The organism is Paenibacillus sp. KN14-4R, from assembly GCF_052180255.1.
Taxonomy (GTDB): Bacteria; Bacillota; Bacilli; order Paenibacillales; family NBRC-103111; genus Paenibacillus_AM.
On sequence record NZ_CP197466.1, the window covers coordinates 1278654 to 1304340 of the forward strand.

Here is a 25687-nt window from a genome sequence, read left to right on the forward strand (position 1 = left end):
GCATGCGAATTCCTCAAATTGATCTGATTATTTTAATGCGTCGACGTATCACGATTGTGGTCGTTGTGATGAGTATTGCTGTGTCATGTCTTGTCGGTCGTTTGTTCTGGATTCAGCTCTTAACACCGAGACGCTACTCTTTCGAACATATTGATTTGGTTGCAAATTCGGTTCAGCATCGGAAAAGGGGGCTGGAGCTTGATAGCGGCAGGGGTGATTTTTATGATCGTAATCAGCAATTACTTACGGGTGAGACGATCCCTGTGCTCGTTTTTTTCCATACAGACCCGCAAGATAAGAAGAAAACGTTAGTACCCCAGCAGCAGTTGAACAAACTCATATCTATTTTAAAAACAAATTTGGAGTCGTGGAACTTTTTTGCTGCAACATTAAATTCATCATCTGATTTTTGGAAAGAGCCGGGTCAAGAAGAACCGATAGCACTGACAGAGGATCAGATCAAACAAATTGAACAGCTTCAGCTACAAAATGCAGCGATCGTTGATTATAAGAGAAGGTACCAAACTACACCACTGGCTGCTCAATTAATCGGGTATATTGGGCAAAATCCAATCCGAATCGAGACAACCTTTGCGCAGGAACTAAAGCGAGGGCTGCTTACAACAGACAGTAAAATAGGTGGAGCGGGATTAGAAAAGACATTTCAGCGCTGGCTGCTTGGACTTGGCAAGACTTCGCTCACTTATTATGTGGATGCCAAAGAACGTTTCCTAGAAGGCTTGGGTCAACGAGTGATGATGGTAGATAACGATCATTATCCCTTGCAAGTCATTACGACACTGGATAAGAATATTCAGCTGCAGCTTGAAAGTTTGATGCAGAAGGCGGGGATTAAACAAGGAGCGGCAGTTATTCTGGATACGAAGAATGCAGATATTGTTGCAATGGCAAGCGTTCCGAAATTTAATCCCTCTAATATTCATTTAGAAGATGGGAGCTGGAGTAATCTTGCGATCAAAAGTACGGTTCCAGGCTCTATCTACAAAACGGTCATAGCAGCAGCGGCTCTAGAGGAAGGTGTTGTGTCTCCTAATGAGCTTTTTGAATGTAATGGAGATTTAGGAAAGTTCGATTTCCATTGCTGGAAACAAGGAGGTCACGGCATTATTACGCTAGAGGAAGCATATGCCGACTCTTGTAATATTGCATTTGCTCAAATTGCACAGCGACTAACAGCGGAGCAAATTACGCACTATGCACAAAAGATGGGGGTGCTCTCAACGGTAGGCTGGCAGGGGGATGCAACTCGTGAGTCATCTAATTTTAAGCAGCTTGATGGGGAAGAAGAGGGACAATTATTCATCGGTGGGATTCCGAGTCGAGATCCCGGTGTGTTGGTCCAATCTAGTATTGGACAGCGAGATGTACGGATGACGCCACTGCAAGCTGCGAATCTAGTCGTGACTCTAATTAATGGAGGGGTTGTAAGAGCACCTCGTGCTGTGAAGGAAATTCGCTTTCAAGATGGGTTGTTGAGGGAAAAGTTCCCGGAGCAAGTAATTGCTCCTCGTAATCAAGGGATTTCCTCTCGCACAACACATTTTTTATTAGATGGGATGCGCGAAGTTGTGACACATGGAACAGCACAAGCGTTGTTAGGTGGAAAATGGGAATTAGCGGGTAAAACAGGTACGGCAGAGGTCCTAAACGCAGGGAAATCTTTTGAAAATCAATGGTTTATCGGGTATGGTCCCGTTAGTAAACCGCGCTATGCCATGGCTATCGTTGCTGAAAATGTAGAGCCTGGTTATCCGAATCAAGTGCTGCCTGTATTTAAAGCGATGATGAATGGGCTGGCAACTACTCCATTGCAGAGATGATAGGCATCCCTTACAATAAGGAAACGACTGAAAAGTCATGGACCTTGGATTGTAAGTAAGGAGATGAAAGGCATGAATAATATCGAACGAAACTTGGGAAAGGTTCAATTGCTGGATCGATCTCAAGACTTAAATCATACGGATATCCTATATCCTTTTGCACTTGAGGAGCTGCTTTGCCGACGTGTAGGAGAAGGTGCAAATGCAATTGTGCATATTTGGAGACATCCCCAGGCTTTTGTTATGGGACTAAAAGATAGTCGTCTACCGAATGCGGCTGTAGCTAAAGGGAATTTGGAGCGTCAAGGCTATCGTGTTGCGGTGCGTAATTCAGGAGGTGCAGCAGTCCCGCTGGATGCAGGTGTTGTCAATGTCACGCTAATTACTCCGAAACTACAGGGAAATATCGATTTCCGTAAAGATTTTGAGCGTATGTATCGTTTCATTCAGAACGCTTTGCAGTTTTGGACGGATGGAGTAAATAAAGGGGAGATAATCGGTTCTTTTTGCCCAGGCGACTTTGATTTAAGTATCGGTAATCAGAAGTTTTGTGGAATCGCACAGCGTCGACAGACACATGCAATAGCGGTACAAGCTTTCGTCATTGTAGAAGGTAAGGGGCAGGAGAAGGCTTCCATGGTAAAAACTTTCTATGATGAAGCAGCATTCGGAGGGAATCAGGAGTATGAGGGAAAGGCCGCTCAACCGACCTTTCCTCTTGTAACGGAGCATTCGATGATTTCGCTTGCCGAGGCTTTGAATCAGCCGTTTACAGTAGAGCAATTTATCGAAGGTATTCATCATGCTATTTCGGAATTTACGAATGAAGCTTGCAAACCGTTTACACCTGATGAACTGCCGTCCGAGCAGGACATTCAAGCGATGATCGATCAGCTGCGTAAGCGGTATGATATTTCCTCTTTAGAGGCTTAAGCTAAAAAATGTTTTAAAGCATGCATCATTTCTTTTTGCCAAAATCCCCAAAGATGATGACCAGGCTTCTCGATATAGAGGAGTTTGGTCTTTTTTTGCTCCAAAATTTCTTTGGTTGCTCGATTCTCTTCCACAAAGTCAAAAGTTCCACGTTCAGTCTCTACGGATGTTTCGTCCAAACCGATTAACATGTAGAGATCCAGCCAGGATAAATCTTCTTGCTCCTGCAAGGCTTGACGAGTGTCGAGAAAAAATGCACCAGAAAAGGATATAACTTTGGAAAATAGGTCACGATAATGGATGGCAAGATGTAGGGAGACGGTTCCGCCAAGAGAATCTCCTGCTAAGATCCGCTCGTCAGATGTGGTGCGTACAGAATAGTTCTCTTCCACCCAAGGGATAAGCTCTTCTGTGAAAAAGGATAAGTAGCTTGCGTGAAGATGACCATTTGGTGCATATTCCGCTGTACGAATGGAGGTATCGACGTCTACACCAACAACAATTGCAGGTTCCATTCCTTCATCTAGAATGCCTTGAGTTAAGAAGGTTGCAATTCGACCGAAGTTAAAAAACTGCTCACCATCTTGGCAATAAATAACGGGGTAAGATAGTAATTCGCTATAACCAGGTGGCAAATATATCCGAATTGGGCGATTAGCCCCAAGGTAATTTGAGGGAATAATATGTTTAACGATTGTTCTTTTGGTGTAATAGGTATTGTCCATGTAGCGAAAACCTCCAGTTTTTACAAAAGTGTCATATAATAGTTTACATTTTACGTTAATCTGTATTATAGATTTACATAAACTGTACTATTCACTAAGATAATAATTCGTAAGTATATAGGTAATAACTGTGTACTTTTTAAGAAAACAGCATTATAATGTTACTATAACAGAAATCATTGCGTTAGTAATTAATTTCATTGTACTAACTGCTCTTGATAAGTTGTAATAAGCCTATGCTTTAGGAAACGAAGTTCTTAGTGTTCTAGTAATGATGTGTTTCCTAATGTGGATCAGATATTGTTTCTTTTGTTAGTAATGATCTCTGCTTCACTAAATAATGACTAGAGGTGAATGATATGAGTAAGGTTCAAAACAAACTGAACTATGAAGTAAGCTCAGAAAATGTGACGCCATTAACGATCCTTGCACCGGACGGTACAGTAGTTAATGACGACAAAATGCCTAAACTTAGCGACGACCAGCTGCGCGAATTAATGCGTAGAATGGTTTTTACTCGTGTTTGGGATGAGCGTGCAATCAATTTAGGACGTCAAGGTCGTCTTGGTTTCTATGCGCCAGTATCTGGACAAGAAGCTTCCATGATCGGTTCTGAATTTGCACTTAATAAAGATGATTTTATTTGCCCAGGATATCGCGATATGCCGCAGCTTGTATGGCACGGTCTTCCGCTTTATCAAGCATTCCTATACTCCCGCGGTCACCAACACGGCGGACAAATTCCGGCTGATGTACACGTATTGATGCCACAAATTATTATTGGCGCACAAATGTTGCATGCAACAGGTGTTGCAATGGCGTTCAAACAACGTAATGAGAAACGCGTAGCAATCGGTTATACTGGCGATGGCGGTAGCTCCGAAGGCGATTTCTATGAAGGTTTGAACTTTGCTGGCGCATTCAAATTGCCTGCCATTTATTTTGTACAAAACAATGGTTATGCGATCACAACACCTTACAGCAAACAAACGGGTGCTCAATCCGTTGCGCATAAAGCACTAGCTGCTGGTATTAAAGGTGTTCAAGTTGATGGTATGGACGTACTTGCTGTTTATACGGCTGTAACGGAAGCTGCTGAACGTGCACGTAATGGTGAAGGTGCAACATTGATCGAAGCGTTGACTTACCGTTACAAACCGCATTCCTTGGCGGATGATACAACGAAATATCGTACAAAAGACGAAGAAGCTGTATGGGCTGAAAAAGATCCACTTAATCGCTTCCGCGTTTTCTTAACGAAAAAAGGTCTATGGACTGAAGAAGAAGAAGCACAACTAAAAGAAGAAGCAAAAGCTACAATTGCAGAACAAATCAAGAAAGCGGAAGAAACAGAGAAGATGACAGTTAATGGTCTAATCGACTCCATGTTCGAAGTTACTCCGAAATATCTAGAAGAGCAAAAGGCTTATTTTTCTTAAGAGGGAGGCACAAATATCATGGCACAAATGAATATGATTCAAGCAATTAAAGACGCACTTCGCGTTGAGCTTGCTAGAGATAAAAATGTTCTTTTATTCGGTGAAGACGTAGGTCACGTTGGCGGTGTATTCCGTGCAACTGAAGGCTTGCAAGCAGAATTTGGCGAGACTCGTGTATTCGATACACCGCTTGCTGAATCCGCAATCGGCGGTTTGGCTGTAGGTCTTGGTGTTCAAGGTTTCCGTCCAGTTGCTGAAATTCAATTCGTTGGTTTTATCTATGAAGCACTTGACCAAATCTGTGTTCAAGCAGCTCGTATGCGTTACCGTTCTGGCGGTCGTTATAACTCACCAATCGTATTCCGTACACCATTTGGTGGTGGCGTTAAAGCAGCTGAACTTCACACAGATTCCTTGGAAGGTTTGTTGATCCAAACTCCAGGTATCAAAGTCGTAGTTCCTTCCAACCCTTACGATGCAAAAGGTCTAATGATCGCTGCAATTCGTGATAACGATCCTGTATTCTTCATGGAGCACTTGAACTTGTACCGTGCATTCCGTGCTGAAGTACCAGAAGGCGAATACACAGTTGAGCTTGGTAAAGCTAACGTTGTTCGTGAAGGTGCTGACGTAACGATTATCACTTACGGTTTGATGGTTCACACTTCCATCAAAGCTGCTGAGGAAATCGAAAAAACACGTGGAGTGAAAGTAGAAGTTATCGATCTTCGTACTCTAATGCCACTTGATATTGACACGATTGTTGAATCAATTAAGAAAACAAACCGTGCAATTATCGTACAAGAAGCACAACAAACATCAGGTGTTGCTGCTGAGGTTATTGCTCAGATCAATGAAAAAGCAATTCTTCACTTGGAAGCTCCAGTACTGCGTATTGCAGGTCCGGACACCATTTATCCTTTTGCACAAATTGAAGATGCTTGGTTGCCAACTCCAACGCGTATCGTTGATGGCTTAAACCGTGTTCTTGATTTCTAGAATATTTGAAGCGGATAGACTTAATTAGGGAGGTAATCCATCTTGGCTCTTTTTCAATATAAATTTCCTGAATTAGGTGAAGGTATTCACGAAGGCGAGATCGTAAAAGTGAATATCAAGCCTGGTGATAAAGTAGACGACGAAACAATTTTGATGGAAGTACAAAACGATAAAGCAGTAGTTGAAGTACCATGTCCAGTTAACGGTGTGGTAAAAGAAGTACTAGTAAAAGACGGACAAGTATGTTCGATCGGTGAACTTGTTGCTGTAATCGAAGCTGAAGGCGAATTGCCAGAAAGCATGCACACTGGTACTGGACATGCATCCACTGAGAGTGCACCAGCAGCCGAAGCAACGCCAGCAGCACCTGCTGCACCAGTAGCAGCTCCTGCGGCATCTGGTAACGTTCTTGCGACTCCAAGTGTTCGTAAACTTGCTCGTGAAAAAGGCGTTAACATCGCTAACGTTCCAGCTTCCGGTAAAAACGGTAAAGTAACTCGTGAAGATGTTGAAGCATTCGCAGCAGGCGGAGTTGCTCCAGCAGCAACTGCAGCAGCAAAAGCTGAGACAACTGCACCGGCAGCAGCTAGTGCGCCAGTTGCAGCAGCACCAGCGAACCTTGCTGAAGAGCGCGTACCATTTAAAGGTATCCGTAAAGCAATCTCTAATGCGATGGTTAAATCCGCATACACAGCACCTCACGTAACAATCATGGACGAAGTTGATGTTACTGAACTTGTTGCTTTCCGTGCGAAAATGAAGCCACTTGCTGAGAAAAAAGGCGTAAAAGTAACTTACCTTCCGTTCATCGTGAAGGCACTCGTTGCGGCTTGCCGTGAGTTCCCAGCGCTTAACGCTTCAATCGACGAAGAAAGACAAGAAATTGTATACAAAAAACACTACGATATCGGTATTGCTACAGATACAGATAACGGTTTAATCGTTCCTGTCATTGCAGAAGCAGATCGTAAAAACATCTGGAGTGTTGCATCTTCAATTGCTGATCTAGCTAAACGTGGTCGTGATGGCAAACTAGCACCTGCTGAGATGAAAGGAAGCACAATTTCCATTTCCAACATCGGTTCTGCAGGCGGTATGTTCTTCACTCCAATTATTAACTACCCAGAAGTGGCGATCCTAGGTACAGGTCGTATTACAGAGAAACCAGTTGCTAAGAATGGTGAAATCGTGGTTGCTCCTGTAATGGCTCTTTCCTTGAGCTTTGACCACCGTTTGATTGATGGCGCTACAGCACAAAACTTCATGAATTATATTAAAAAATTGCTAGCAAGTCCTGAATTGTTCTTAATGGAGGTGTAACACACATGGTCGTAGGCGATGCTTCTTTAGATATTGATGTGTTGGTAATCGGGGCTGGTCCCGGTGGTTACGTAGCTGCTATTCGTGCAGCTCAATTAGGTAAAAGTGTTCTAATCGTAGATAAATCCGAAGTTGGCGGCGTGTGTTTGAACCGCGGATGTATTCCATCCAAAGCTTTGATTTCTGCAGCTCACCACTATGAGGCAATGACTCATGCGAATGACATGGGTATTTCCGCAGAAGGCGTAAAAGTAGACTTTGCTAAGGTTCAAGCATGGAAAGGCACTGTTGTTAAGAAATTAACTGGCGGTGTATCTGGATTGCTTAAAGGCAATAAAATTCAAGTGTTCAATGGCGAAGCGATGTTCATTAATAGCAACGAAGCTCGAGTATTCAATGATCAGGAAGCACCTCGTTACCGTTTCCAACATTGCATCATTGCAACGGGTTCCCGTCCAATTGAACTTAAGCCTTTCCCATTTGGCGGACGCATTCTGTCTTCAACAGAAGCGCTTGAGCTAACAGAAATTCCGAAGAGCATGGTTGTAATCGGCGGCGGATACATCGGTATCGAGCTTGGCCAAACTTTTGCGAAATTCGGAACAGAAGTTACAATCTTGGAAGGTTCCAAATCCATTCTTCCTGCTTCTGAGAGAGATATGTCCCGTCTTGTTGAGAAGAACTTGAATCGCTTGAAAGTAACGATTCACACAGAGGCTCTTGCCCAAAGTTCTGCACAAACAGACAAAGACGTTACCGTTACTTTCACAGTTAATGGTGAAGAGAAGAAAGTTACAGCTGAGTACTGCTTAGTAACAGTAGGTCGTCGTCCAAATACGGATGGTGAGCTTGGACTTGATCTAATCGGTATGAAGGTGACTGATCGCGCTCTGGTTGAAGTAGATAACCAATGCCGTACAAGTATTCCACATATTTATGCGATTGGTGATATCGTTGCTGGTCCTGCGCTTGCACACAAAGCTTCTTACGAAGGTAAAGTGGCAGCTGAGGTTATCGGTGGGTTGCCAAGCATTGTTGATTATAAAGTAATCCCTGCAGTTGTATTCTCTGATCCAGAGATCGCTTATGTAGGAATGAGTGAATCCGAAGCGAAAGCAGAAGGCATCAACGTTGCTATCGGTAAATTCCCTTACGTAGCTAATGGTCGTGCACTTTCCATGAACATCAGTGATGGATTCGTGAAGCTAATCGCGAACAAAGATACAGGCATCCTTCTTGGTGCTCAAATCATTGGACCTGAAGCTTCGAACTTAATCTCTGAAATGTGCTTAGCAATTGAAATGGGTGCAACTCTTGAAGATGTGGCACTTACCATTCACGCACACCCAACATTGGGTGAAATTACGATGGAAGCAGCGGAAGTTGCTCTTGGACATCCAATTCACTCCATGAAGTAATATTCTTCTTAAATAATAAAACCGCGGTTGCCGAATATTTCGGTTAACCGCGGTTTTTTTGTTCTATTTTATGATAAGGGTTTGATAAAAGAAAGAACTCTATGAAGAACGCGAATATCTAATGATTGTGTGTGGCTGATTTCACCATCGCTTTGGACACAATGAGGGCGATCTATTGCGATTTGGACATGAGTACCTTTAAAAATGGATACGGCAGGGTGTTTCATGTGCTTTCCAGTATAAATCGAAATGAAGATAGAGAGTAATTTCATTCGATTTAAAGAATGAATCACAACTACATCTGCAAGACCATCATCACTAATTGCACGGGGATTAATCTTCATCCCACCGCCAAAGTATGGAATGTTGGAATTTACGATCATCCACACCTTGGGAAAATGACGGGTTTCACCATCTACTTCAATCGTTGCAGGAAATGGACGGAATGTAAAGAATGCACGAACAGCAGATAATAAGTATGATACTTTGCCAAGCGAGAGGCGATTAAATGTCTTTTTATATACAGCTTCATTCGTATTTTTCGCAACAACCGCATCAAATCCTGCCCCTACACAATTAACTGCAACACTACCGTTTGACTCTAACAAATCAATAGGAGTAGGTGTAATAGAGGATAAAATAAGCTTTAAGGCTTTTCGAGGATCGACAGGAATCTTGTGTCCGGCAGCAAAGTCATTACCTGTTCCAGCTGGAATAAAGCCAAACTTCGTTTTATGGAGTTCATTAGACTCATATAAGCCATTGACTACATCATGAACCGTGCCATCACCGCCAATTACGACAAGTGTTTCAATTGCATGCTGCTGAAGAAGTTCTTTAGTCAATCGAGTTGTCTCACTAGCGTGCTGTGTTATTTTATAACAAAATGGGATGGATCTCCGATTTAATTCACTTAAGACGGTTTCCCAGACGAATTTCCCTTTTCCGTGACCTGAAATGGGATTTACAACAAAACCAAGCATGAAAACCTCCGAAAATCGTATTTAACATACTTAATCATAAAGCAATTCGGAAAAAGATAAAAGAGATTTGTCCCCCCTTTTAGTTGAAATGAAGACCTGTGAAAGCGCTATTTTAATTCATATAATTAAATTGTAAGTTAACACAAACAATTTTGGGAGGTCACACAAATGAAAAAGACAGTTGTTTCCATGACGGCATTACTACTCGTATTGTCCTCAGCGCTTGCTGCATGCGGTAAAGAAGAGAAAAAAGACGCTGCATCTGCAACACCTGCGACAACACCAGCAGCAAAGCCAGCGGATACAGGTAAACCATTCACACTGAACCTGCGTCATATTCTTATTAAAGATACGGACAAGCCTGCTCTAACTCGTTTGGAAGATGTAAAGAAGAAGACAGAAGCGGCGATTCCTGGTCTTACAATTAACTTTGAAGGTATGGAAGAAAACGTTAACCGTTTCCAAAAGCTTCGTGCTGAAATGTCAGCTGGCAATCCTCCTCAAATCTTTAATTTATTCGGTGGTACAGATACAAGAGACTTCTCCAAAACAGGAAATCTTCTTGATCTAACACCAATCTTGACTGAGCTTGGAATTAAAGACAAGTTCAACTCCCTATCCGAGTTTACAGTAGATAACAAAATCTACGGTTTACCGTTAACTGGATATGCGGAAGGCGTATTCTACAACAAGAAAATTTTCGCTGACAACGGACTTAAAGTACCACAAACATATGATGAGTTGACAAAAGTTGCGGATACGTTGAAATCCAAAGGAGTTATTCCATTTGCACTAGGTTCTAAAGAGCCTTGGGCAATCAACATGCAAATGAACACAATGTGGGTTCGTGAAGCAGGTAACAACATTACAGAAGAAATCGTGGCTGGTACAAAAAAATGGACGGAGCCCGGTGTTGTAGCAGCATTTGCTAAATATGAAGAGATGCACAAAAAGGGATACTTCTCCAAAGGCACATTGTCCCTTGCTTATCCAGAAGGACAAAATGACTTCAGAACAGGAAAAGCGGCAATGGCATTCGATGGCAGCTGGGCTGGCGGTTCCTTCACAGACGAAACAAAAACAGCAGTAGCTAAAGACGTAGGATTCTTCGCATTCCCTGGATCTGGTGGTCCTGGAGATGGTGCACTTAACGCTTCCTACTCCAATGGCTATGGTTTCTCTGCGAAACTAAATGACCAAGAGAAAAAAGCAGTTAAAGAATTCATCAAGCAAATGTGGAGCCAAGAACAACAAGAGAAGCAATACAAAGAAGAAGGCTGGTTGCCAGCTATGAAGTTTGAGCTTGCAAGCGCGAAAGAAATCACGAAAGACATCAGTGGAGTAATGGGAAAAGCAAAAACTGTATTCCCGGCATTTGACTCTGTAGTACACGCTAAAGTTCGTGATGCACTAGAAAAAGGTATGCAAGAATTGATCGGCGGTAAGATCACACCGGAGAAACTGGCTGAAAAGATCCAAAAAGTTCAGGACGAAGTGGCAAAAGAGAAGAAGTAATATCTCTTTCACATAAGTCTGAGCAAGTAACGGGTATCTCCACCAGGTGATACCCGTTACTTGTCCATAAACATTTACCTGATGATCAGGATAGAGACTGGAGGTTCATATGAATAAGACTTTGCGTAATCCCGTAACGTATATCTTGTTTATCATACCGACGCTTTTATTGTACTGCATGTTCTTTATATTCCCCGTCATTAGCACATTGAAATCTGGTTTTACAAGCTGGGATGGTGTGAATACACCGGTTTTCAACGGACTTGATAATTATATTAAAGCGTTGACAGACGATCCGATTTTCTGGAAAGCATTTTTAAATAACGTGTTCTTCATTGCTTTCTCACTTTTCATTCAAATTCCTGTCATTATCTTTTTAGGTGTTCTCGTATCTGGAGTTAAAAAATTCCGTGGATTTTATAAAACAACCGTATTCCTACCAAGTATTCTATCTACAGCAGTAGTAGGTATCTTGTTCTCCTTCGTAGTCTTTCACCCGGAGATCGGTTTGTTAAACAAATTGTTTAGTGCTGTCGGCCTTGAGAGTTTAATACCTGAAGGCAGCTGGCTTGGTTCAGAAAGTACAGCGATGCTTGCCATTTTGTTTACCAACGCGTGGCAGTGGACAGGATTCTATGTTGTTCTCGTGCTAGCAGCGATCCTTGGTATTTCCAAAGAAGTTTTTGAAGCTGCAGAAATTGACGGCGCGACAGGCTTCCAAAAAGCTCGACTCATTACGATACCATTGATTCGTCCGATTATCCTAGTGATTATGCTTCTCTCGATAACTGGAGCTATGAAAGCCTTAGACGTTATCTTGGTTATGACTAACGGTGGTCCGTTCAGCTCTACTGAGGTTATGGCGACACACATGTATAACGTTGCGTTTAAAACGAATGATTACGGATACGGTAACGCGATTGCGAATCTCATTATGATCTTTACTTTGGGAATCACACTTTTGTTCGCTATCTTTTCGAAAAAATTCGGGGATGTGGAAAGCTAAATGAAAAACAAAAAGAGTATTATTATACACGTTGTCCTTTGGCTATATGTTATTATTACTTTGTACCCAGTTTTCTGGGCATTCCAGAACTCATTTAAAACGTCGGCAGAAGTGATCTCACATCCATTTGCCTTGCCAACAAGTTTCCAAATTTCAAACTATATCAATGCTTGGACGTCTTCCAAGATTAGTACTTATTTCCTAAACAGTTTATATATTTCTACACTTTCCAGTGTGGTTTCAATGGTATTTGCAGCAGCGGCAGCATATGCTTTAACGCGTATGCGTTTTAGAACCATGAGTAAAATTATTTCCGCATTTATTGGACTAGCACTTATGATTCCTGGTTCATTCTTGCTCGTACCTTTATACTTCTTACTTACAGATTTGCACTTGTACAATTCGCATTGGGCACTTATTATTCCGTACATCACATTCGGTATTCCACTTACCGTATTTGTTATCTCGGCCTTTCTACGTTCGATTCCGAATGATTTGGAAGAGGCGGGTGTTATGGATGGTTTATCCGCATTCGGTTTATTCTGGAGAGTGATCCTACCGCTTTGTACACCAGCGCTTGTAACCGTGTTCATCCTTAATTTCCTGGGCAATTGGAATGAGTTTGTCATGGCGCAATTCTTCTTAACAAAAGAAACACTGCGCACATTGCCGGTCGGCATGGTTGCCTTTATGAACTCGCTTAATATGAACTATAGTGGTCTATTCGCTTCAACGATGTTCAGTGTCATCCCGGTTGTTGTTATCTATTCGATTCTTCAAGAGAAAATTATTGAAGGCGTAACAGCGGGAAGTGTGAAGGGATGACCAATGAAGGAGAAATGACGTAATGATGAATCTTAGAAAAAAAGTGTTCCTTGCTTTCTTTGCATTCATCATTATTCCTCTCATCATTATTGGAGCTATTACGTATTTCGTCATCCAGAATATTATCCAGGGAAATTACACGGATCAATCGGAACTTACGATTCAAGCAATCGGACAGAATATTACATCCATTTTTAAAGAAGCAAACACGTACTCGGAATATTGGCGATTCCAAAATGAACTAAATGCAATGCTGACCGCACCTGATGGTATCGGTAGTGATTCAGCCCGTTATTTAGAAAACATAGGCAGTTTAAAAGGGACCTTTTTAACTTATGGAGCTGTTGAAAAGGTTGCTATCTATGATTTGCAAGGTGGTTATGTCTCTTCCTACAAACGATCCGATAAAAATATTCTGAAGGTGCCTTTTTATCAGTTCCAACAGGAATCTGTTTTTAAAGAAATGATAAAGCAAAATGGGCGTTCGACATGGGTCGGACCTAATGAATATACGGATATCATTGATAATGATGGTTTGTTTACTTCGATTCGTTTGATGCGTGATCCATCTTCGATGGAAATCAAAGGATATTTATTGCTTAAATTGAAGTTTGGTGAATTAGACAGACTTGCAAGCACATTCTTTTATAATCAACCTGAGGAAAGTCGTTTCTTAATTGTGAATCACGAGGGAACGATTCTGAAAGACAGTAAGAATCAGATTGATGGTAAAAAACTAGCTGATTATAGCTCGAAAAACGTAGATCTAACAAAAGAATATGCGACTTCCAAAGTGGTGTTCAACGGCGTTGAGAGTATGCTTTCTGTGTACGATTTTGACTTGGAGAAGGAAGGCATTACGAACTGGAGTCTGATTTATATTACACCGTGGGATTATTTATCAGGTAAGATGATTACGGTTCTAAAATGGGTATCCATCTTCATTATGTTCGTCTTAACGTGCGCTTTGCTGTTTAACCTGTTGTTCGTCAATCGCTATATCCGGTTCATTCTTCACTTTGTATCAAAGATGAAATATGTGGAACTAGGTGATTTAAGGGTTCGAGTACCTGTCAAAGGGAAAGACGAGACGACGATCCTTGCCCGCGGATTTAATTCTCTCGTAGAGCGGATGGAGTCTCTCATTGAGGATGTGAAGATGGAACAAGAGCGGAAGAAGAAGGCGGAGCTTATGCTGCTTGAAGCGCAGATTAAGCCACATTTTCTTTTTAACACACTGGAATCCATTAATGCCTTAGCCATTCAAAATGAGGGGAAAAAAGTAAGCCAAATCGTATACCGATTAGGCTCGATGCTGCGTATGTTCGAGCATGAAGAAGAGATTTCGATTGCGCTTGAAATCAATTATTTGAAAAACTATTTGGATATCCAAGCTTTCCGCTTCGAGAATTTATTCCAATTTGAAATTGATATATCGAAAAACCTTGAGAACTATTCCATTTTAAAATTAACCCTGCAGCCTCTTGTCGAGAATAGTATTCAGCACGGTTTTGAAGGAAGAGAAAGTGGAGGCAAGATCAAGATTACAGTCGAAGATCAAGACGAATATATTGTGATCTGGGTTGAAGATAATGGCAAGGGTATTACGAATGAAGTGTTACATCGTTTGGAGTACAAAGGAACGGGATTCAAGTTACCTAAGCAAACATCTGAGACGAAGCGAATTGGCCTTGGAATTTTGAATGTGGCAGATCGGCTTCGCATTCATTACGGCAGCTCTTGCGGCATATTCATTTGCAGTGAGTTAGGCAAAGGCACAACAATTAAATGCGTAATTCCAAAATACATTGCTGGGTGATTGAAATGAAACTAAAAGCTTTACTTGTGGATGATGAAATCAACATTGTACGCAATTTACAAAAAGTTTTGCCTTGGGAATCGATAGGTTTTAGTTCGGTTGAAACGACAAGTGATGGACAAAAGGCACTTGCGTATGTCATCGATCATGATCCTGATCTTATTTTATGTGACATTCGGATGCCGAATTTAGATGGACTTGGATTTTTACAAAAGCTTAATGATTTAGGGAAAGATTGTTTGGTTATCATGCTTACTGGCTATCAAGACTTTGATTATGTCCGAACTGCCCTCAAGTATGGTGCGCGTGATTACATCCTCAAACCAATTAATTATGAGGATTTGGAAAATGTCGTCACGAAACTAGCCGAAGAAATGATGGAAAAGCATGCTGAACAAGTACGTGAACAAAAAAAGTGGCACAGCGTCATGAACCTGGCTTATGAAAAATTATTGCATGACGTCCTGCTGGACTACACGAATGTCAGTGCTAGACAATTCTTATTTAATGATGAACATTTTCTCGAAGAGCTCGAATATACACTGATATTAGTTGACTTGGATGAGTATTCACATATTTCTAGAAATTGGAATGAAAAAGAGCGCAAACTACGGAATTTTGCTCTGCGTAATGTCTTACAGGATGCCCTAAGTAATGATGGGCTTAATTATGCCGTCCTCCAAACACGCGAAGGTGAATGGTGTGTGTTAATTCAGCACCAGAAAGGGATAAGCCCTAGCGATCTTGATCAAGTGAAGATTTGGTCAGATAAGTTGCAAGATGCGGTTCATCGTCATGTGAAGCTCCATGTTTCCTTGGGGATCTATCCGAGACATGTGAGTATGAACGAGCTCGCTGATGCATATAAAAAAATGCAACGTGCGTTACACTTATCGCCTGAAAAGATGCAAATTCTTGTTCTTGAAGAGCAAATGGGTACGAATGAATTGAATTATTCGATGTGGGGCTTGATTGAAGAAATTGTTTCAGCGCTTAAGATGAGGGATCAAAGCAAGATGGATCAAGCTTTTAGTGAATTGAACCAAACGTTAAAAGCGATCTCAGAGCAGTCTGTACTGCGTGTTGAGCAAATTCTGCATTTCTTGATTCTACACCTTGTGCGTGAGATGAAAGAAATCAATGTACTGAGTGACGAGGAAGAGTCCGTATTATGGACAAAACTGGAGCGTTCGATATCTGTCAAAGATCTAATGGAAAATATTCATCAACTTATTCATACTTCCATGAATACGAGAATTAATCGTAAACCAAGCGATACGTTTATGCTCTCTGCCAAGGAGTATATGAACAAGAACTTGGCTTCGGATTTTGGAGTAGAAGAAATTGCGGATTACATTGGTATTTCCTGTTCCTACTTCTCCCTGCTTTTTAAACAGCAGTTTGGCGAGACGTTCTTGGAATATTTGACTAGACAACGGATTGAGTTAGCGAAGTCTATTTTACTAATGAGTGATAAAAGTATTACCCAGATTGGCAAAATGGTCGGCTATGCAGAACGTAGATATTTTACACGTGTATTTTTAAAATTTACGGGCATGACGCCTACGGAATATCGGGAAAAAAGAGAGTAAATCGATATTATTTCTTATGAAGAGAGGTCTTCACTTATGAAACTCAAAAACATGTCGTTGCGTCAAAAGATCGGTCAAATGTTCATGTGTGGTTTTAAAGCTCAGACTCCTAATACAGAGGTAAGAAGCTTGATTGAACAATATCAAGTAGGTGGAATTATCTACTTCCGTCGTAACTTGGTTGATCCAGAGCAAGCAGCTGCATTATCAAGTGAGCTTCAGGCTACGGCAGGCGAAGAGAATCCGCTTCTGATTGCTATCGACCAAGAAGGCGGTATGGTGGCAAGAATTGAACAGGGTGTAAGCCTAATGCCGGGTAATATGACACTGGGTGCGAGCCGAGATCTGGAAGCTGCCTATCAAACGGCGCAAATTTGTGGTAAAGAGCTTCGTGCAATGGGTATTAATGTGAACTTTGCACCGGATGTTGACGTGAATAATAATCCGCTTAATCCGGTTATTGGTGTTCGTTCGTATGGTGAAGATCCGAAGCTTGTTGCTGAAATGGGGTCAGCTGCTGTTCGTGGTTACCAAGATGCAGGTGTAGCTGCTACGATCAAGCATTTCCCTGGTCATGGGGATACGAATACGGACTCCCATTATGCATTGCCTACTATTCTTCATGATATGGATCGCTTAAAATCAGTTGAGCTTGTCCCATTCATTGATGCGATTGACAAAGGTGCTGAGATGGTGATGTCAGCACATATTATTTTCCCAGCGTTAGAGCAAGATAAGCTTCCTTCAACATTGTCGCCACGTGTGATGCAAGGATTCCTTCGGGAAGAGCTGGGCTTTAAAGGTGTTATCGTAACAGATTGCTTAGAGATGAAGGCAATAGATGATCATTTTGGACCTGCAGAAGGCTCCGTTCTAGCTGTTGAGGCAGGTGTCGATATTGTTCTAATCTCTCATACGTATGAGAAACAAATAGCTGGAATTAAAGCGTTGATTCAAGCGGTTGAAGAGGGAAGAATTTCGGAAGCGCGTATCGACGAATCTGTTGAACGTATTCTAGCTTTGAAAGCGAAACTTCAACAAGCAAATGAGTCTACGATCTCCTTAAGTGAAGTTGGGCTGCCAGTCTCTGATGAGGTAGCAGCTGCTGTATATGAAAAGAGCGTAACGGTTGTCCAAGATAACATGCATTCACTTCCAATCGCTTATGATAAGAAAACGCTTGTGATCTGGTCAGAAGTTCGTGAGAATACGGAAGTGGTTGAATTTATCCCACAGACGGAAACATTAGGATACTATTTATCTGAAATGATGGAAGATGTGAGTGAAACTCGAATTTTCCTAGATCCGACTGGGCAGGAGATTACAGATACTCTTAAACGGGTTGAATCAGTTGATCAAGTGGTCTATGTGACTTATAATGCGACATTCGCAGAGGGGCAGATTCAACTTGCGAAGGAAATAGTTAATTTGGAGAAAACGTTTATCGTAGTTGCAGGTCGTAATCCATTTGATTTGCTTTCCTTCCCTGAGGTTCCGGTATATATCGCTGCCTACGAAAATCGTCCACTTGCCATGAAGGCTGTAGCTAAAGTATTATTAGGTCGAATTCAGGCACAAGGAAAATTACCGGTGACGATAACAGAAAAGTATCCTTTCGGATGGTCCCTATAGTTCGTACCAAAGCTTCTCACGTTCTGGCGTGAGGGCTTTTTTTATATACAAAATAATGGTAATTTATCCCTTATTATTGAAATCATACCCTATTGCATGGTGGAAGGGTTTTATATACTAATATATGTAAAGATATCAAATAATTGGAGGTCGAAGCATGAAAAAGACAGCAGTTACTCTTGATAGTCTACTAGCAGTTGGCAGTGTGTTCGCTGGATGCAGTAAAGAAGCAGCAACAACACCTGCGCCAACATCGACATCGGCAGGAACACAAGCACCTGCAGCAACTCCAGCACCTAGTAAAGTTCCAGAAAAAGTTACGTTGAACTTACGGAACATCTTGGTGAAAGAAACACAAGCTAAAGAATTAGCGCGCTTGACACAAGTGAAGAAAGATGTTGAAGCAAAAGTTCCTGGCTTAACGATTGAGATGGTTTCTATGGAAGAGCAAACCCATCGTTTCCAACGGTTACCTGCTGAAATTGCACAGGGAAATCCTCCGGAAATTTTCACATTGCAAGGTGGAACTGACACGCAAAAATTTGCGAAAACGGGGAACTTACTTGACATCTCGCCTATTTTAACAGAGATAGGGATGAAAGATAAGTTTTATAATTTAGGCGAATTTACGGTAGATGGCAAAATCTATGGTCTTCCGCTTAACGGTTTCCAAGAAGGTATCTTCTACAACAAGCAATTGTTTAAAGATAATGGTGTTGACATTCCAAAAACTTGGGATGAATTAATGAAAGCATGTGAAACTTTTAAAGCAAAAGGTATTCAGCCATTTGCATTTGGCGCTAAAGATCAATGGGCAGTTACTATGCCGCTGAACACACTTTGGGTACGCTATGGCGGTGCCAATATTACGGCTGATATCCAGGCAGGCAAAGCCAAGTGGACAGATGCAGGTGTGGTTCAAGGCTTCAAAAAATTCAAAGAAATCATTGATAAAGGGTTTGTAACACCGAATTCCTTGTCGCTTAGTAACGAGCAAGGGTATGGCGAATTCCAAAAAGGGAATGCCGCAATGAGATTTGACGGTTCATGGTCAGGCGGGGCATTTTCAGATCCGAAATTCTCCAAAGTCGGTGACAATCTTGGTTTCTTCGCACTACCTGGTGTTGGCGGCCCTGGAGATGGTGTAGTTAACGCCTCGTATGCAGCTGGATACGGTTTCTCCGCGAAAGTAAACGATGCACAGAAGAATGCAATTAAAGAATTTATTAAGCGCATGTATAGCGATGAAGAACAACTCAAACAAAACCAAGAAGAAGGCTGGTTACCAGCTAAGAAGATTGAAATCGCTGGCGCTAAACCTTATGTAAAAGATATCTTTGCTGCAGCAGCAGCTGCCAAAGGTTCTTTCCCTGCTTTTGATGCTGAGGTACCTGCAGTAGTTCGTGATGCAATCTACACGGAATCACAAAAACTAGTTGGCGGTAAAGTAACGCCAGAGCAGTTAGCAGATGCTGTCCAGAAGATTCAAGAGAAAGCAGATAAAGAAAAGAAATAATAAGGATTGGAGGTCTTCATGAATCGAACACTGCGAAACCCGACAACGTTTATATTGTTTATCTTACCGGCAATTATTTTATACAGCATTTTTTACATTTATCCCATTTTCACGACGTTGCGCTATGGATTTACCAATTACAACGGACTGACGAAGCCTGATTTTATCGGGTTCGAGAACTATATTAATGCCCTTACGAATGACTCTAACTTATGGATCGGATTTTTAAATAACATTTGGTTTATTTTGTTTTCAATCTTTATACAAGTGCCGATTATTATATTAATTGGTGTACTTGTCTCCAGTGTAAAGAAGCTTCGTGGATTTTATAAAACAACGGTTTTCATACCGAGCATCTTATCGACAGCAGTAATTGGTGTATTGTTCTCGTTTGTTGTGTTCCATCCGCAAATCGGTATGATAAACAGATTCCTTATCTCAATCGGACTTGAAAGTTGGGCACATGGTTGGTTGGGAGATGAGAAAACAGCCATGCTCTCTATCTTGGTGACCAATGCGTGGCAGTGGACAGGTTTCTATGTTGTACTTGTGCTGGCTGCGATTTTTGGTATATCCAAAGAGGTATTGGAAGCGGCTGAAATTGACGGGGCAACGGGATTTCAACGCACGAAACACATCATTATTCCGCTTATTCGTCCGGTTATTATCGTTATTATTCTTCTTTCTATAACGGGAGCAATGAAAGCGCTCGATATTGTCATTGTAATGACGAACGGTGGGCCGTTTGGTACAACTGAGGTTATGGCGACTTACATGTATAAGGTTGCTTTTAATCAAGATCAATATGGATACGGAAACGCAATCGCGAATTTGATCTTTATTTTCTCACTGTTGATTACGCTTGCCTTTAATATCATTTCCAAAAAATTCGGGGATGTGGAGAAGGAATGAAGAAGTTCAAAGGTGTCGGGGTACACATTTTTTTATGGATTTACGTCATCGTGACGCTCTATTCGATCCTCTGGGCGTTCCAAAATTCTTTTAAAATATCTGCGGATGTCATTTCAAGCCCATTCAAGCTGCCAACTTCCTTTTATATTCAAAATTATATTGATGTGTGGGTAAAGGCGAAGGTTAGTACATACTTTCTCAACAGCTTGTATATTGCCACTGCGGCGAGTATTGTTTCCATCATTATTGCGGCGATGGTGGCGTATGCCGTGACACGTATGCGTTATAAGCTTGCTGCAAAGCTCGTGATGTCTTTCATTGGATTGGCACTGTTGCTGCCAGGATCATTCCTATTAATTCCGCTGTTTCGGTTAGTGAGTGATCTTCATCTTAAGGATACACCTTTTGCCATTTTATTTCCCTACATTACTTTCGGTATTCCACTTACGATGTTCATTATCTCTGCATTCTTAAAGTCCATTCCGAGCGACTTGGAAGAAGCGGGCGTCATGGATGGACTTACTGCATTCGGGCTTTTCTGGCGTGTTGTACTACCTTTAACATTGCCAGCTCTAGTGACCGTGTTTATTTTGAACTTTTTGTCCAATTGGAATGAGTTCATTCTGGCTTCATTTTTTATTACCAAGGAGACGTATCGAACACTTCCGGTCGGGATGGTTGCATTTCGGGACAGCTTAAATCAAAATTATGGTGGGTTGTTCGCAGCGACGATGTTCAGCATTATTCCTGTTGTCGTCATCTATGCATTTTTACAGGAGAAAATTATTGAAGGGGTTACTGCGGGGAGTATTAAAGGTTAATAAAAAGAAAAAGCTGCTAACCATCTCATTTAGGATGCTAGCAGCTTTTGTATGTGTATTTAATCGAACCAACCCTTACGCTTGAAGTAGAAGTATAAGGCGCCCGCAAGTGCGATCATAAATCCGAGTATCATAAAATATCCCCAATGCCATCCAAGTTCCGGCATATTTACAAAATTCATTCCATACACGCCTACAATAAATGTAAGTGGCATGAATATGACGGTGATCACCGTTAATGTTGTCATAATGCTGTTCATTCGATTCGAATTAATGGAGATGTAAGAATCTCTAAGATCAGCTGTAATCTCACGATTGGATTCAATCATATCAGCTAATTTTAACAAATGGTCATGAATGTCGGAGAAATAAAATAACTGCTCTTTTAAACCTGGAATGCGACTCGAGTTAATGATGTGATACATCAAGTCACGCATGGGTAAAATGGTTCTCCGAAGTTTAAGCAGACGAGAGCGGATTGCAAATAATTGATCCATGTTATCATCCAATTCATTGTTCTTGCTTTCCAGATCATTCAAGTCGTCTTCAATGAAATGTACACATGGAAAATACTGATCGACAATCTTATCGATTACCGCATGTGCAGCAAATAAACTACCTATATGCCACGAATCCTGTTGTCTACGAATGAGCTCTCGAGCATCTTCGACGACATGGAGCGTTTCTAATGAGAAGGTCACAATAAAATGGGGTCCGACGAACATATTAATTTCTTTGGCACCCAGTGATTTCGGATCAATGGCATGAAGGACGAAAAATTGGGTATCTCCGTAATGATCCATCTTCGGTCGCTGCAGTAAATTGAAACAATCTTCAATAGCTAAAGGATGAAAATGGAAAAAATGTTGAAGCAGCTTGCCCTCTTCCTCGGTTGGGGAGACAAAATCGACCCAGTACCAATGGATGTGGTCTTGTGTCAATTGCTCAAGCGGAAGGTTCTCTAGCAATTGATTATCTTTGGTTATAGCTAATGTATGAATCAATAAGAGTCACCCCTCTCTAGTATTTGTATTTATTTCTTATTTTACTACACGAAGAGGTATGAAACGGAGACAAGAATAATATTTTTGTATTAGAAAGATTTAACTTATCGAGGAGGAATGTGTGGTGAAATCTGAAATGGAAGATTTGGATTTTAATGGAAATGAATTAATTGATGATCTGGATGAAGATGAAGATGAAGAAGACGATGAGGACGAGGAAGAACAGTTGGAAATTGATGATGCTGGGATCGATGAATTTGATGCTGAATATGATAGTGCTGAGGAAGAGGATTTAGGCTAAATGTTAATCATATTGTGAAAATGACGAAAGGATGCCGTTCTGGCATCCTTATTTGTTTAAGTCAGGTAATACCTTACAATTGGCGTAGTTTGGTAGACATCAAGAGGTAAAAAATAGTAGAGTAGAGATATTGTTGGTTATTTAGGAGGCTCCAAGATATGAAAGTGATGAATTTGAAAGTAATGAAAGTTTTATGTAGTTTGTTGGTTCTATTACTAGGTTTACAGTCTACTTCAATTGTATCTGCCAAGACACCATCATCGATTTCTTATGATGTGGTTTTGAAGGTGAACGACAAAGTTATTCAATCGGACTCCCCTCCGTTTATTTACTCGGAAATTGGACTGACGATGGTACCGATACGATTTGTAACGGAAGCACTTGGTGCGAAGGTAGAGTGGAATGGAAGTACGAATGAGGTATACATAACGAAACAAAATAATAAAATCATTCAAAAGATTGGAAGTAAAACGGCAAGCCTCAATGGTACATCAATTGAGCTCGGTGCTCCTGCAGAACTGCGAAATGGTCGGACGATGGTTCCATTACGTTTTGTAAGTGAGGGCTTGGGAGCGAAAGTGCTCTGGAATGGTAGTGCAAATGAAGTTAATATTGTTGATCAAGCTCCAATAACGGATCCGTCAACGGATAATGGGCAGGAGAAGCAGAAGGATCTGCGCGCTGCATGGATTTCAACGGTATACAATATCGATTGGCCATCTAAGGCAGGTTTATCGGTTCAAAGTCAGAAGGCAGAGTACGTGAAGCTGCTAGATAGCTTGAAAGAAACAGGGATCAATGCCGTGTTCGTTCAAGTTCGACCGGAGTCCGATGCGCTTTACCCGTCCAAGCTTGTCCCTTGGTCCAAGTGGCTAACAGGAGTTCAAGGGAAAGATCCAGGTTATGATCCGCTTGCATTTATGGTAGAGGAGACACATAAGCGGGGAATGGAATTCCATGCGTGGTTCAATCCTTTTCGTGCAAGTAATGGTAGTGATGTAAAGGAACTGGCTAGCAATCACCCTGCTAATACACATAGCGATTGGATTGTTAAAAATAGTGGCAAGCTGTATTTGAATCCTGGTATTCCAGCAGTTCGCTCACATATTATTGACACGATTATGGAAGTTGTAAAAGGGTATAACGTAGATGGCGTTCACTTGGATGATTATTTTTACCCCTATGGCTCAGAAAGCTTCGATGATGCTGAGGCATTCGCTGCATTTAATACAGGTAAGATAAAAAATATCGATGATTGGCGTCGGGATAACATTAATCAATTCGTAAGAGACTTGTATCAATCCATCAAAGCAGTAAAGAAAAATGTAGAGTTCGGGATAAGCCCATTTGGTGTTTGGAAAAATCAAAGTACAGATCCAACAGGTTCGGCGACAACAGCTGGTGTGACGGCATATGATAGCCTGCGTGCTGATGTTCGGACATGGATTCGCAACGGTTGGGTGGATTATGTAGCTCCACAAGTGTATTGGAGCATCGGATTTAAGGCAGCAGCTTACGATAAACTTGTCGATTGGTGGGCAAATGAAACGCGTGGGCGTGGTGTAAAACTGTACATCGGTCATGCACCATACAAGCTAGGCACGACAGAAGCGGGTTGGTCTTCTGCATCACAAATTACAGATCAACTCAATTTCAATAAAAAATACCCGGAAGTCACTGGCAGCATTTATTTTAGTGCCAAAAATTTATTAGGTAATGTGCTCGGCATTCAGGATGCGTTGAAAGCTTATTATGCATCCAAATAATGTAAAAGAAGCCTTAGAAGGGTCTAATTAAGACCTTTCTAAGGCTTCTTTCTATCAAGCGTGATAAAAAAGTCGAACGGAAGAGAAAAGAAGTGTCATAGGAGTGAAACGCCAGCCTTTGAAATCGTGAAAATACCACTTACTCTAATCAAATTCCACGATTTCAACAGCGGCCGGAGGCACTTCTTTTCTACGCAGTGAAACAGACTTTTTGATTACGACCTCACATCATTTCAATTTTGCTAGGCATATAGTGGGAAGATTTAATATAACGAATTGTCTTCGTTGCAGCACGCATGACGATGGATTCAGTCTCTGCTCTTTGATTTGGCAAGAACCGAACTCCGCTTACAAAGTCACCAGGTGTAATGCCAGTTGCAGCGAAGATGACATCATCATCACCAACCATGTCTTTCATGTATAAAATTTTATGCGGATCTACAATACCCATCGCTTGGCATCTTTTATGATCTTCTTCATCCAGGGGCATAAGTCGTCCCTGAAGTTCGCCTTCTAAGCAATATAATGCAGCTGCAGCTAAGACGCCTTCCGGGGCACCGCCAGAACCTACATACAGATCAACCCCAGATTCCTGGAATGCAGTCGCAATCGCACCCGCCACATCACCCGCACTTAATAGCTTGATGCGCACCCCTAATTCACGAAGAATCCGAATATGCTCCGCATGACGCTCGCGATCCAAGATCGAAACGGTAATATCACCAATTTCTTTATTTAAATGATATGCTGCTTTGCGAATCGTTTCGTGAAGCGGATCATCAAGGCTTAAACGTCCTTTAAGCATTGGACCACAGGCAAGCTTTTCCATGTACATATCCGGTGCGTGTAATAGCTGTCCTTTATCTGCAATTGCAATGACAGCGAGTGCATGATTTAGACCGTTGGCAACAAGCTCTGTACCTTCAACGGGATCTACAGCTACATCGACTTCACAGCCTTGACCGTTGCCCACTTTTTCACCTATATAGAGCATCGGTGCTTCATCCATCTCTCCTTCGCCAATGACGACTGTCCCGTGAATGGGCACGGAATCAAACATTTTGCGCATGGCAGAAGTAGCTGCACCGTCTGCTTCATTCTTCATTCCCTTACCCATCCATCTTGCAGATGCTAATGCGGCAAGCTCCGTTACTCGAACAATTTCTAAAGACAGTTCTCTTCTCATTTGTCTGTTCCCTCCGAATAGTATGTCACATATAATGATTTTAAATAAATATTGTGTCATAATTAATAATATGATATAAAATATAATCAATCAACATAAATGTGACTCATTATAAAAAATATTGAAGGAGTTGT

The 25687-nt window shown here is 41.5% G+C and carries 21 protein-coding genes; 17 read left to right on the forward strand and 4 right to left on the reverse strand.

Annotated features, from left to right (window positions below; genetic code table 11):
• The first annotated feature begins 2 nt into the window (after positions 1-2).
• Both ACSBOP_RS06075 and ACSBOP_RS06080 read left to right on the forward strand, forming a co-directional pair.
• On the forward strand, positions 3-1841 hold the full coding sequence (locus ACSBOP_RS06075) for a peptidoglycan D,D-transpeptidase FtsI family protein (RefSeq protein WP_442603540.1): 1839 nt from the start codon (positions 3-5) through the stop codon (positions 1839-1841).
• Positions 1842-1913: 72 nt separating this feature from the next.
• The gene (locus tag ACSBOP_RS06080) at positions 1914-2774 is read left to right on the forward strand and encodes a lipoate--protein ligase family protein (RefSeq protein WP_442603541.1); all 861 of its coding nucleotides are present in this window, start codon (positions 1914-1916) and stop codon (positions 2772-2774) included.
• Here ACSBOP_RS06080 and ACSBOP_RS06085 read toward each other — a convergent pair.
• A complete protein-coding gene (locus tag ACSBOP_RS06085; protein WP_442603542.1) occupies positions 2771-3499 on the reverse strand; it encodes an alpha/beta hydrolase in 729 nt (242 codons plus the stop codon). The two genes, ACSBOP_RS06080 and ACSBOP_RS06085, sit on opposite strands and share 4 nt — an antisense overlap.
• Before the next feature lie 359 nt (positions 3500-3858).
• Here ACSBOP_RS06085 and pdhA point away from each other — a divergent pair, with 359 nt between their 5' ends.
• From pdhA to lpdA, 4 genes are read left to right on the forward strand one after another with little or no spacing between them, the layout of a single operon-like run.
• Positions 3859-4938: a pyruvate dehydrogenase (acetyl-transferring) E1 component subunit alpha gene (gene pdhA, locus ACSBOP_RS06090; RefSeq protein ID WP_442603543.1), complete on the forward strand. Its 1080-nt coding sequence runs from the start codon at positions 3859-3861 to the stop codon at positions 4936-4938.
• A gap of 18 nt (positions 4939-4956) precedes the next feature.
• Positions 4957-5937, forward strand: a complete 981-nt coding sequence (locus tag ACSBOP_RS06095; RefSeq protein ID WP_442603544.1) for an alpha-ketoacid dehydrogenase subunit beta — start codon at positions 4957-4959, stop codon at positions 5935-5937.
• A gap of 42 nt (positions 5938-5979) precedes the next feature.
• On the forward strand, positions 5980-7257 hold the full coding sequence (locus tag ACSBOP_RS06100; protein WP_442603545.1) for a dihydrolipoamide acetyltransferase family protein: 1278 nt from the start codon (positions 5980-5982) through the stop codon (positions 7255-7257).
• A 5-nt stretch (positions 7258-7262) separates the two neighbouring features.
• A complete protein-coding gene (lpdA, locus tag ACSBOP_RS06105; RefSeq protein WP_442603546.1) occupies positions 7263-8675 on the forward strand; it encodes a dihydrolipoyl dehydrogenase in 1413 nt (470 codons plus the stop codon).
• A gap of 68 nt (positions 8676-8743) precedes the next feature.
• Here lpdA and ACSBOP_RS06110 read toward each other — a convergent pair whose 3' ends face one another.
• A complete protein-coding gene (locus tag ACSBOP_RS06110) occupies positions 8744-9658 on the reverse strand; it encodes a diacylglycerol/lipid kinase family protein (protein WP_442603547.1) in 915 nt (304 codons plus the stop codon).
• A 168-nt stretch (positions 9659-9826) separates the two neighbouring features.
• Here ACSBOP_RS06110 and ACSBOP_RS06115 point away from each other — a divergent pair, with 168 nt between their 5' ends.
• The 9 genes from ACSBOP_RS06115 to ACSBOP_RS06155 all read left to right on the forward strand — a co-directional run bounded on the left by ACSBOP_RS06115 (position 9827) and on the right by ACSBOP_RS06155 (position 21296).
• Positions 9827-11173, forward strand: coding sequence for an extracellular solute-binding protein (locus ACSBOP_RS06115; protein WP_442603548.1), 1347 nt, complete (start codon positions 9827-9829; stop codon positions 11171-11173).
• A gap of 109 nt (positions 11174-11282) precedes the next feature.
• The gene (locus tag ACSBOP_RS06120; RefSeq protein ID WP_442603549.1) at positions 11283-12179 is read left to right on the forward strand and encodes a carbohydrate ABC transporter permease; all 897 of its coding nucleotides are present in this window, start codon (positions 11283-11285) and stop codon (positions 12177-12179) included.
• Entirely contained in the window at positions 12180-13004 is an 825-nt protein-coding gene (locus ACSBOP_RS06125; protein ID WP_442603550.1) for a carbohydrate ABC transporter permease, read from the forward strand. It abuts the gene before it with no gap.
• 22 nt (positions 13005-13026) lie between these two features.
• Entirely contained in the window at positions 13027-14823 is a 1797-nt protein-coding gene (locus ACSBOP_RS06130) for a sensor histidine kinase (RefSeq protein WP_442603551.1), read from the forward strand.
• Between the two features lie 5 nt (positions 14824-14828).
• Positions 14829-16415, forward strand: coding sequence for a response regulator transcription factor (locus ACSBOP_RS06135; protein WP_442603552.1), 1587 nt, complete (start codon positions 14829-14831; stop codon positions 16413-16415).
• Positions 16416-16451: 36 nt separating this feature from the next.
• Positions 16452-18047: a beta-N-acetylhexosaminidase gene (nagZ, locus tag ACSBOP_RS06140; protein WP_442603553.1), complete on the forward strand. Its 1596-nt coding sequence runs from the start codon at positions 16452-16454 to the stop codon at positions 18045-18047.
• Positions 18048-18204: 157 nt separating this feature from the next.
• On the forward strand, positions 18205-19563 hold the full coding sequence (locus ACSBOP_RS06145; protein ID WP_442603554.1) for an ABC transporter substrate-binding protein: 1359 nt from the start codon (positions 18205-18207) through the stop codon (positions 19561-19563).
• A gap of 18 nt (positions 19564-19581) precedes the next feature.
• Entirely contained in the window at positions 19582-20475 is an 894-nt protein-coding gene (locus tag ACSBOP_RS06150) for a carbohydrate ABC transporter permease (protein WP_442603555.1), read from the forward strand.
• Positions 20472-21296, forward strand: coding sequence for a carbohydrate ABC transporter permease (locus ACSBOP_RS06155; protein WP_442603556.1), 825 nt, complete (start codon positions 20472-20474; stop codon positions 21294-21296). The genes ACSBOP_RS06150 and ACSBOP_RS06155 overlap by 4 nt, the downstream gene beginning before the upstream one ends.
• A gap of 59 nt (positions 21297-21355) precedes the next feature.
• Here the strand turns inward: ACSBOP_RS06155 and corA are convergent, their stop codons facing one another.
• Positions 21356-22300, reverse strand: coding sequence for a magnesium/cobalt transporter CorA (gene corA, locus ACSBOP_RS06160; protein ID WP_442603557.1), 945 nt, complete (start codon positions 22298-22300; stop codon positions 21356-21358).
• 124 nt (positions 22301-22424) lie between these two features.
• Between corA and ACSBOP_RS06165 the strand changes: the two genes are divergently transcribed.
• Entirely contained in the window at positions 22425-22601 is a 177-nt protein-coding gene (locus ACSBOP_RS06165; protein WP_442603558.1) for a hypothetical protein, read from the forward strand.
• 158 nt (positions 22602-22759) lie between these two features.
• Positions 22760-24367, forward strand: a complete 1608-nt coding sequence (locus ACSBOP_RS06170; protein WP_442603559.1) for a family 10 glycosylhydrolase — start codon at positions 22760-22762, stop codon at positions 24365-24367.
• Between the two features lie 223 nt (positions 24368-24590).
• Here the strand turns inward: ACSBOP_RS06170 and glpX are convergent, their stop codons facing one another.
• The gene (gene glpX, locus ACSBOP_RS06175; RefSeq protein WP_442603560.1) at positions 24591-25553 is read right to left on the reverse strand and encodes a class II fructose-bisphosphatase; all 963 of its coding nucleotides are present in this window, start codon (positions 25551-25553) and stop codon (positions 24591-24593) included.
• Positions 25554-25687 lie beyond the last annotated feature (134 nt).

Bases quoted from the DNA above. Each gene is read 5' to 3' on its own strand.
- ACSBOP_RS06130 (WP_442603551.1), top strand. From the start codon at position 13,027: ATGATGAATCTTAGAAAAAAAGTGTTCCTTGCTTTCTTTGCATTCATC.
- ACSBOP_RS06115 (WP_442603548.1), top strand. From the start codon at position 9,827: ATGAAAAAGACAGTTGTTTCCATGACGGCATTACTACTCGTATTGTCC.
- ACSBOP_RS06155 (WP_442603556.1), top strand. From the start codon at position 20,472: ATGAAGAAGTTCAAAGGTGTCGGGGTACACATTTTTTTATGGATTTAC.
- ACSBOP_RS06125 (WP_442603550.1), top strand. From the start codon at position 12,180: ATGAAAAACAAAAAGAGTATTATTATACACGTTGTCCTTTGGCTATAT.
- ACSBOP_RS06150 (WP_442603555.1), top strand. From the start codon at position 19,582: ATGAATCGAACACTGCGAAACCCGACAACGTTTATATTGTTTATCTTA.
- lpdA (WP_442603546.1), top strand. From the start codon at position 7,263: ATGGTCGTAGGCGATGCTTCTTTAGATATTGATGTGTTGGTAATCGGG.
- pdhA (WP_442603543.1), top strand. From the start codon at position 3,859: ATGAGTAAGGTTCAAAACAAACTGAACTATGAAGTAAGCTCAGAAAAT.
- ACSBOP_RS06135 (WP_442603552.1), top strand. From the start codon at position 14,829: ATGAAACTAAAAGCTTTACTTGTGGATGATGAAATCAACATTGTACGC.
- glpX (WP_442603560.1), bottom strand. From the start codon at position 25,553: ATGAGAAGAGAACTGTCTTTAGAAATTGTTCGAGTAACGGAGCTTGCC.
- ACSBOP_RS06080 (WP_442603541.1), top strand. From the start codon at position 1,914: ATGAATAATATCGAACGAAACTTGGGAAAGGTTCAATTGCTGGATCGA.
- ACSBOP_RS06145 (WP_442603554.1), top strand. From the start codon at position 18,205: ATGAAAAAGACAGCAGTTACTCTTGATAGTCTACTAGCAGTTGGCAGT.
- ACSBOP_RS06075 (WP_442603540.1), top strand. From the start codon at position 3: ATGCGAATTCCTCAAATTGATCTGATTATTTTAATGCGTCGACGTATC.
- ACSBOP_RS06120 (WP_442603549.1), top strand. From the start codon at position 11,283: ATGAATAAGACTTTGCGTAATCCCGTAACGTATATCTTGTTTATCATA.
- nagZ (WP_442603553.1), top strand. From the start codon at position 16,452: ATGAAACTCAAAAACATGTCGTTGCGTCAAAAGATCGGTCAAATGTTC.
- ACSBOP_RS06170 (WP_442603559.1), top strand. From the start codon at position 22,760: ATGAAAGTGATGAATTTGAAAGTAATGAAAGTTTTATGTAGTTTGTTG.
- ACSBOP_RS06085 (WP_442603542.1), bottom strand. From the start codon at position 3,499: ATGGACAATACCTATTACACCAAAAGAACAATCGTTAAACATATTATT.
- ACSBOP_RS06095 (WP_442603544.1), top strand. From the start codon at position 4,957: ATGGCACAAATGAATATGATTCAAGCAATTAAAGACGCACTTCGCGTT.
- ACSBOP_RS06110 (WP_442603547.1), bottom strand. From the start codon at position 9,658: ATGCTTGGTTTTGTTGTAAATCCCATTTCAGGTCACGGAAAAGGGAAA.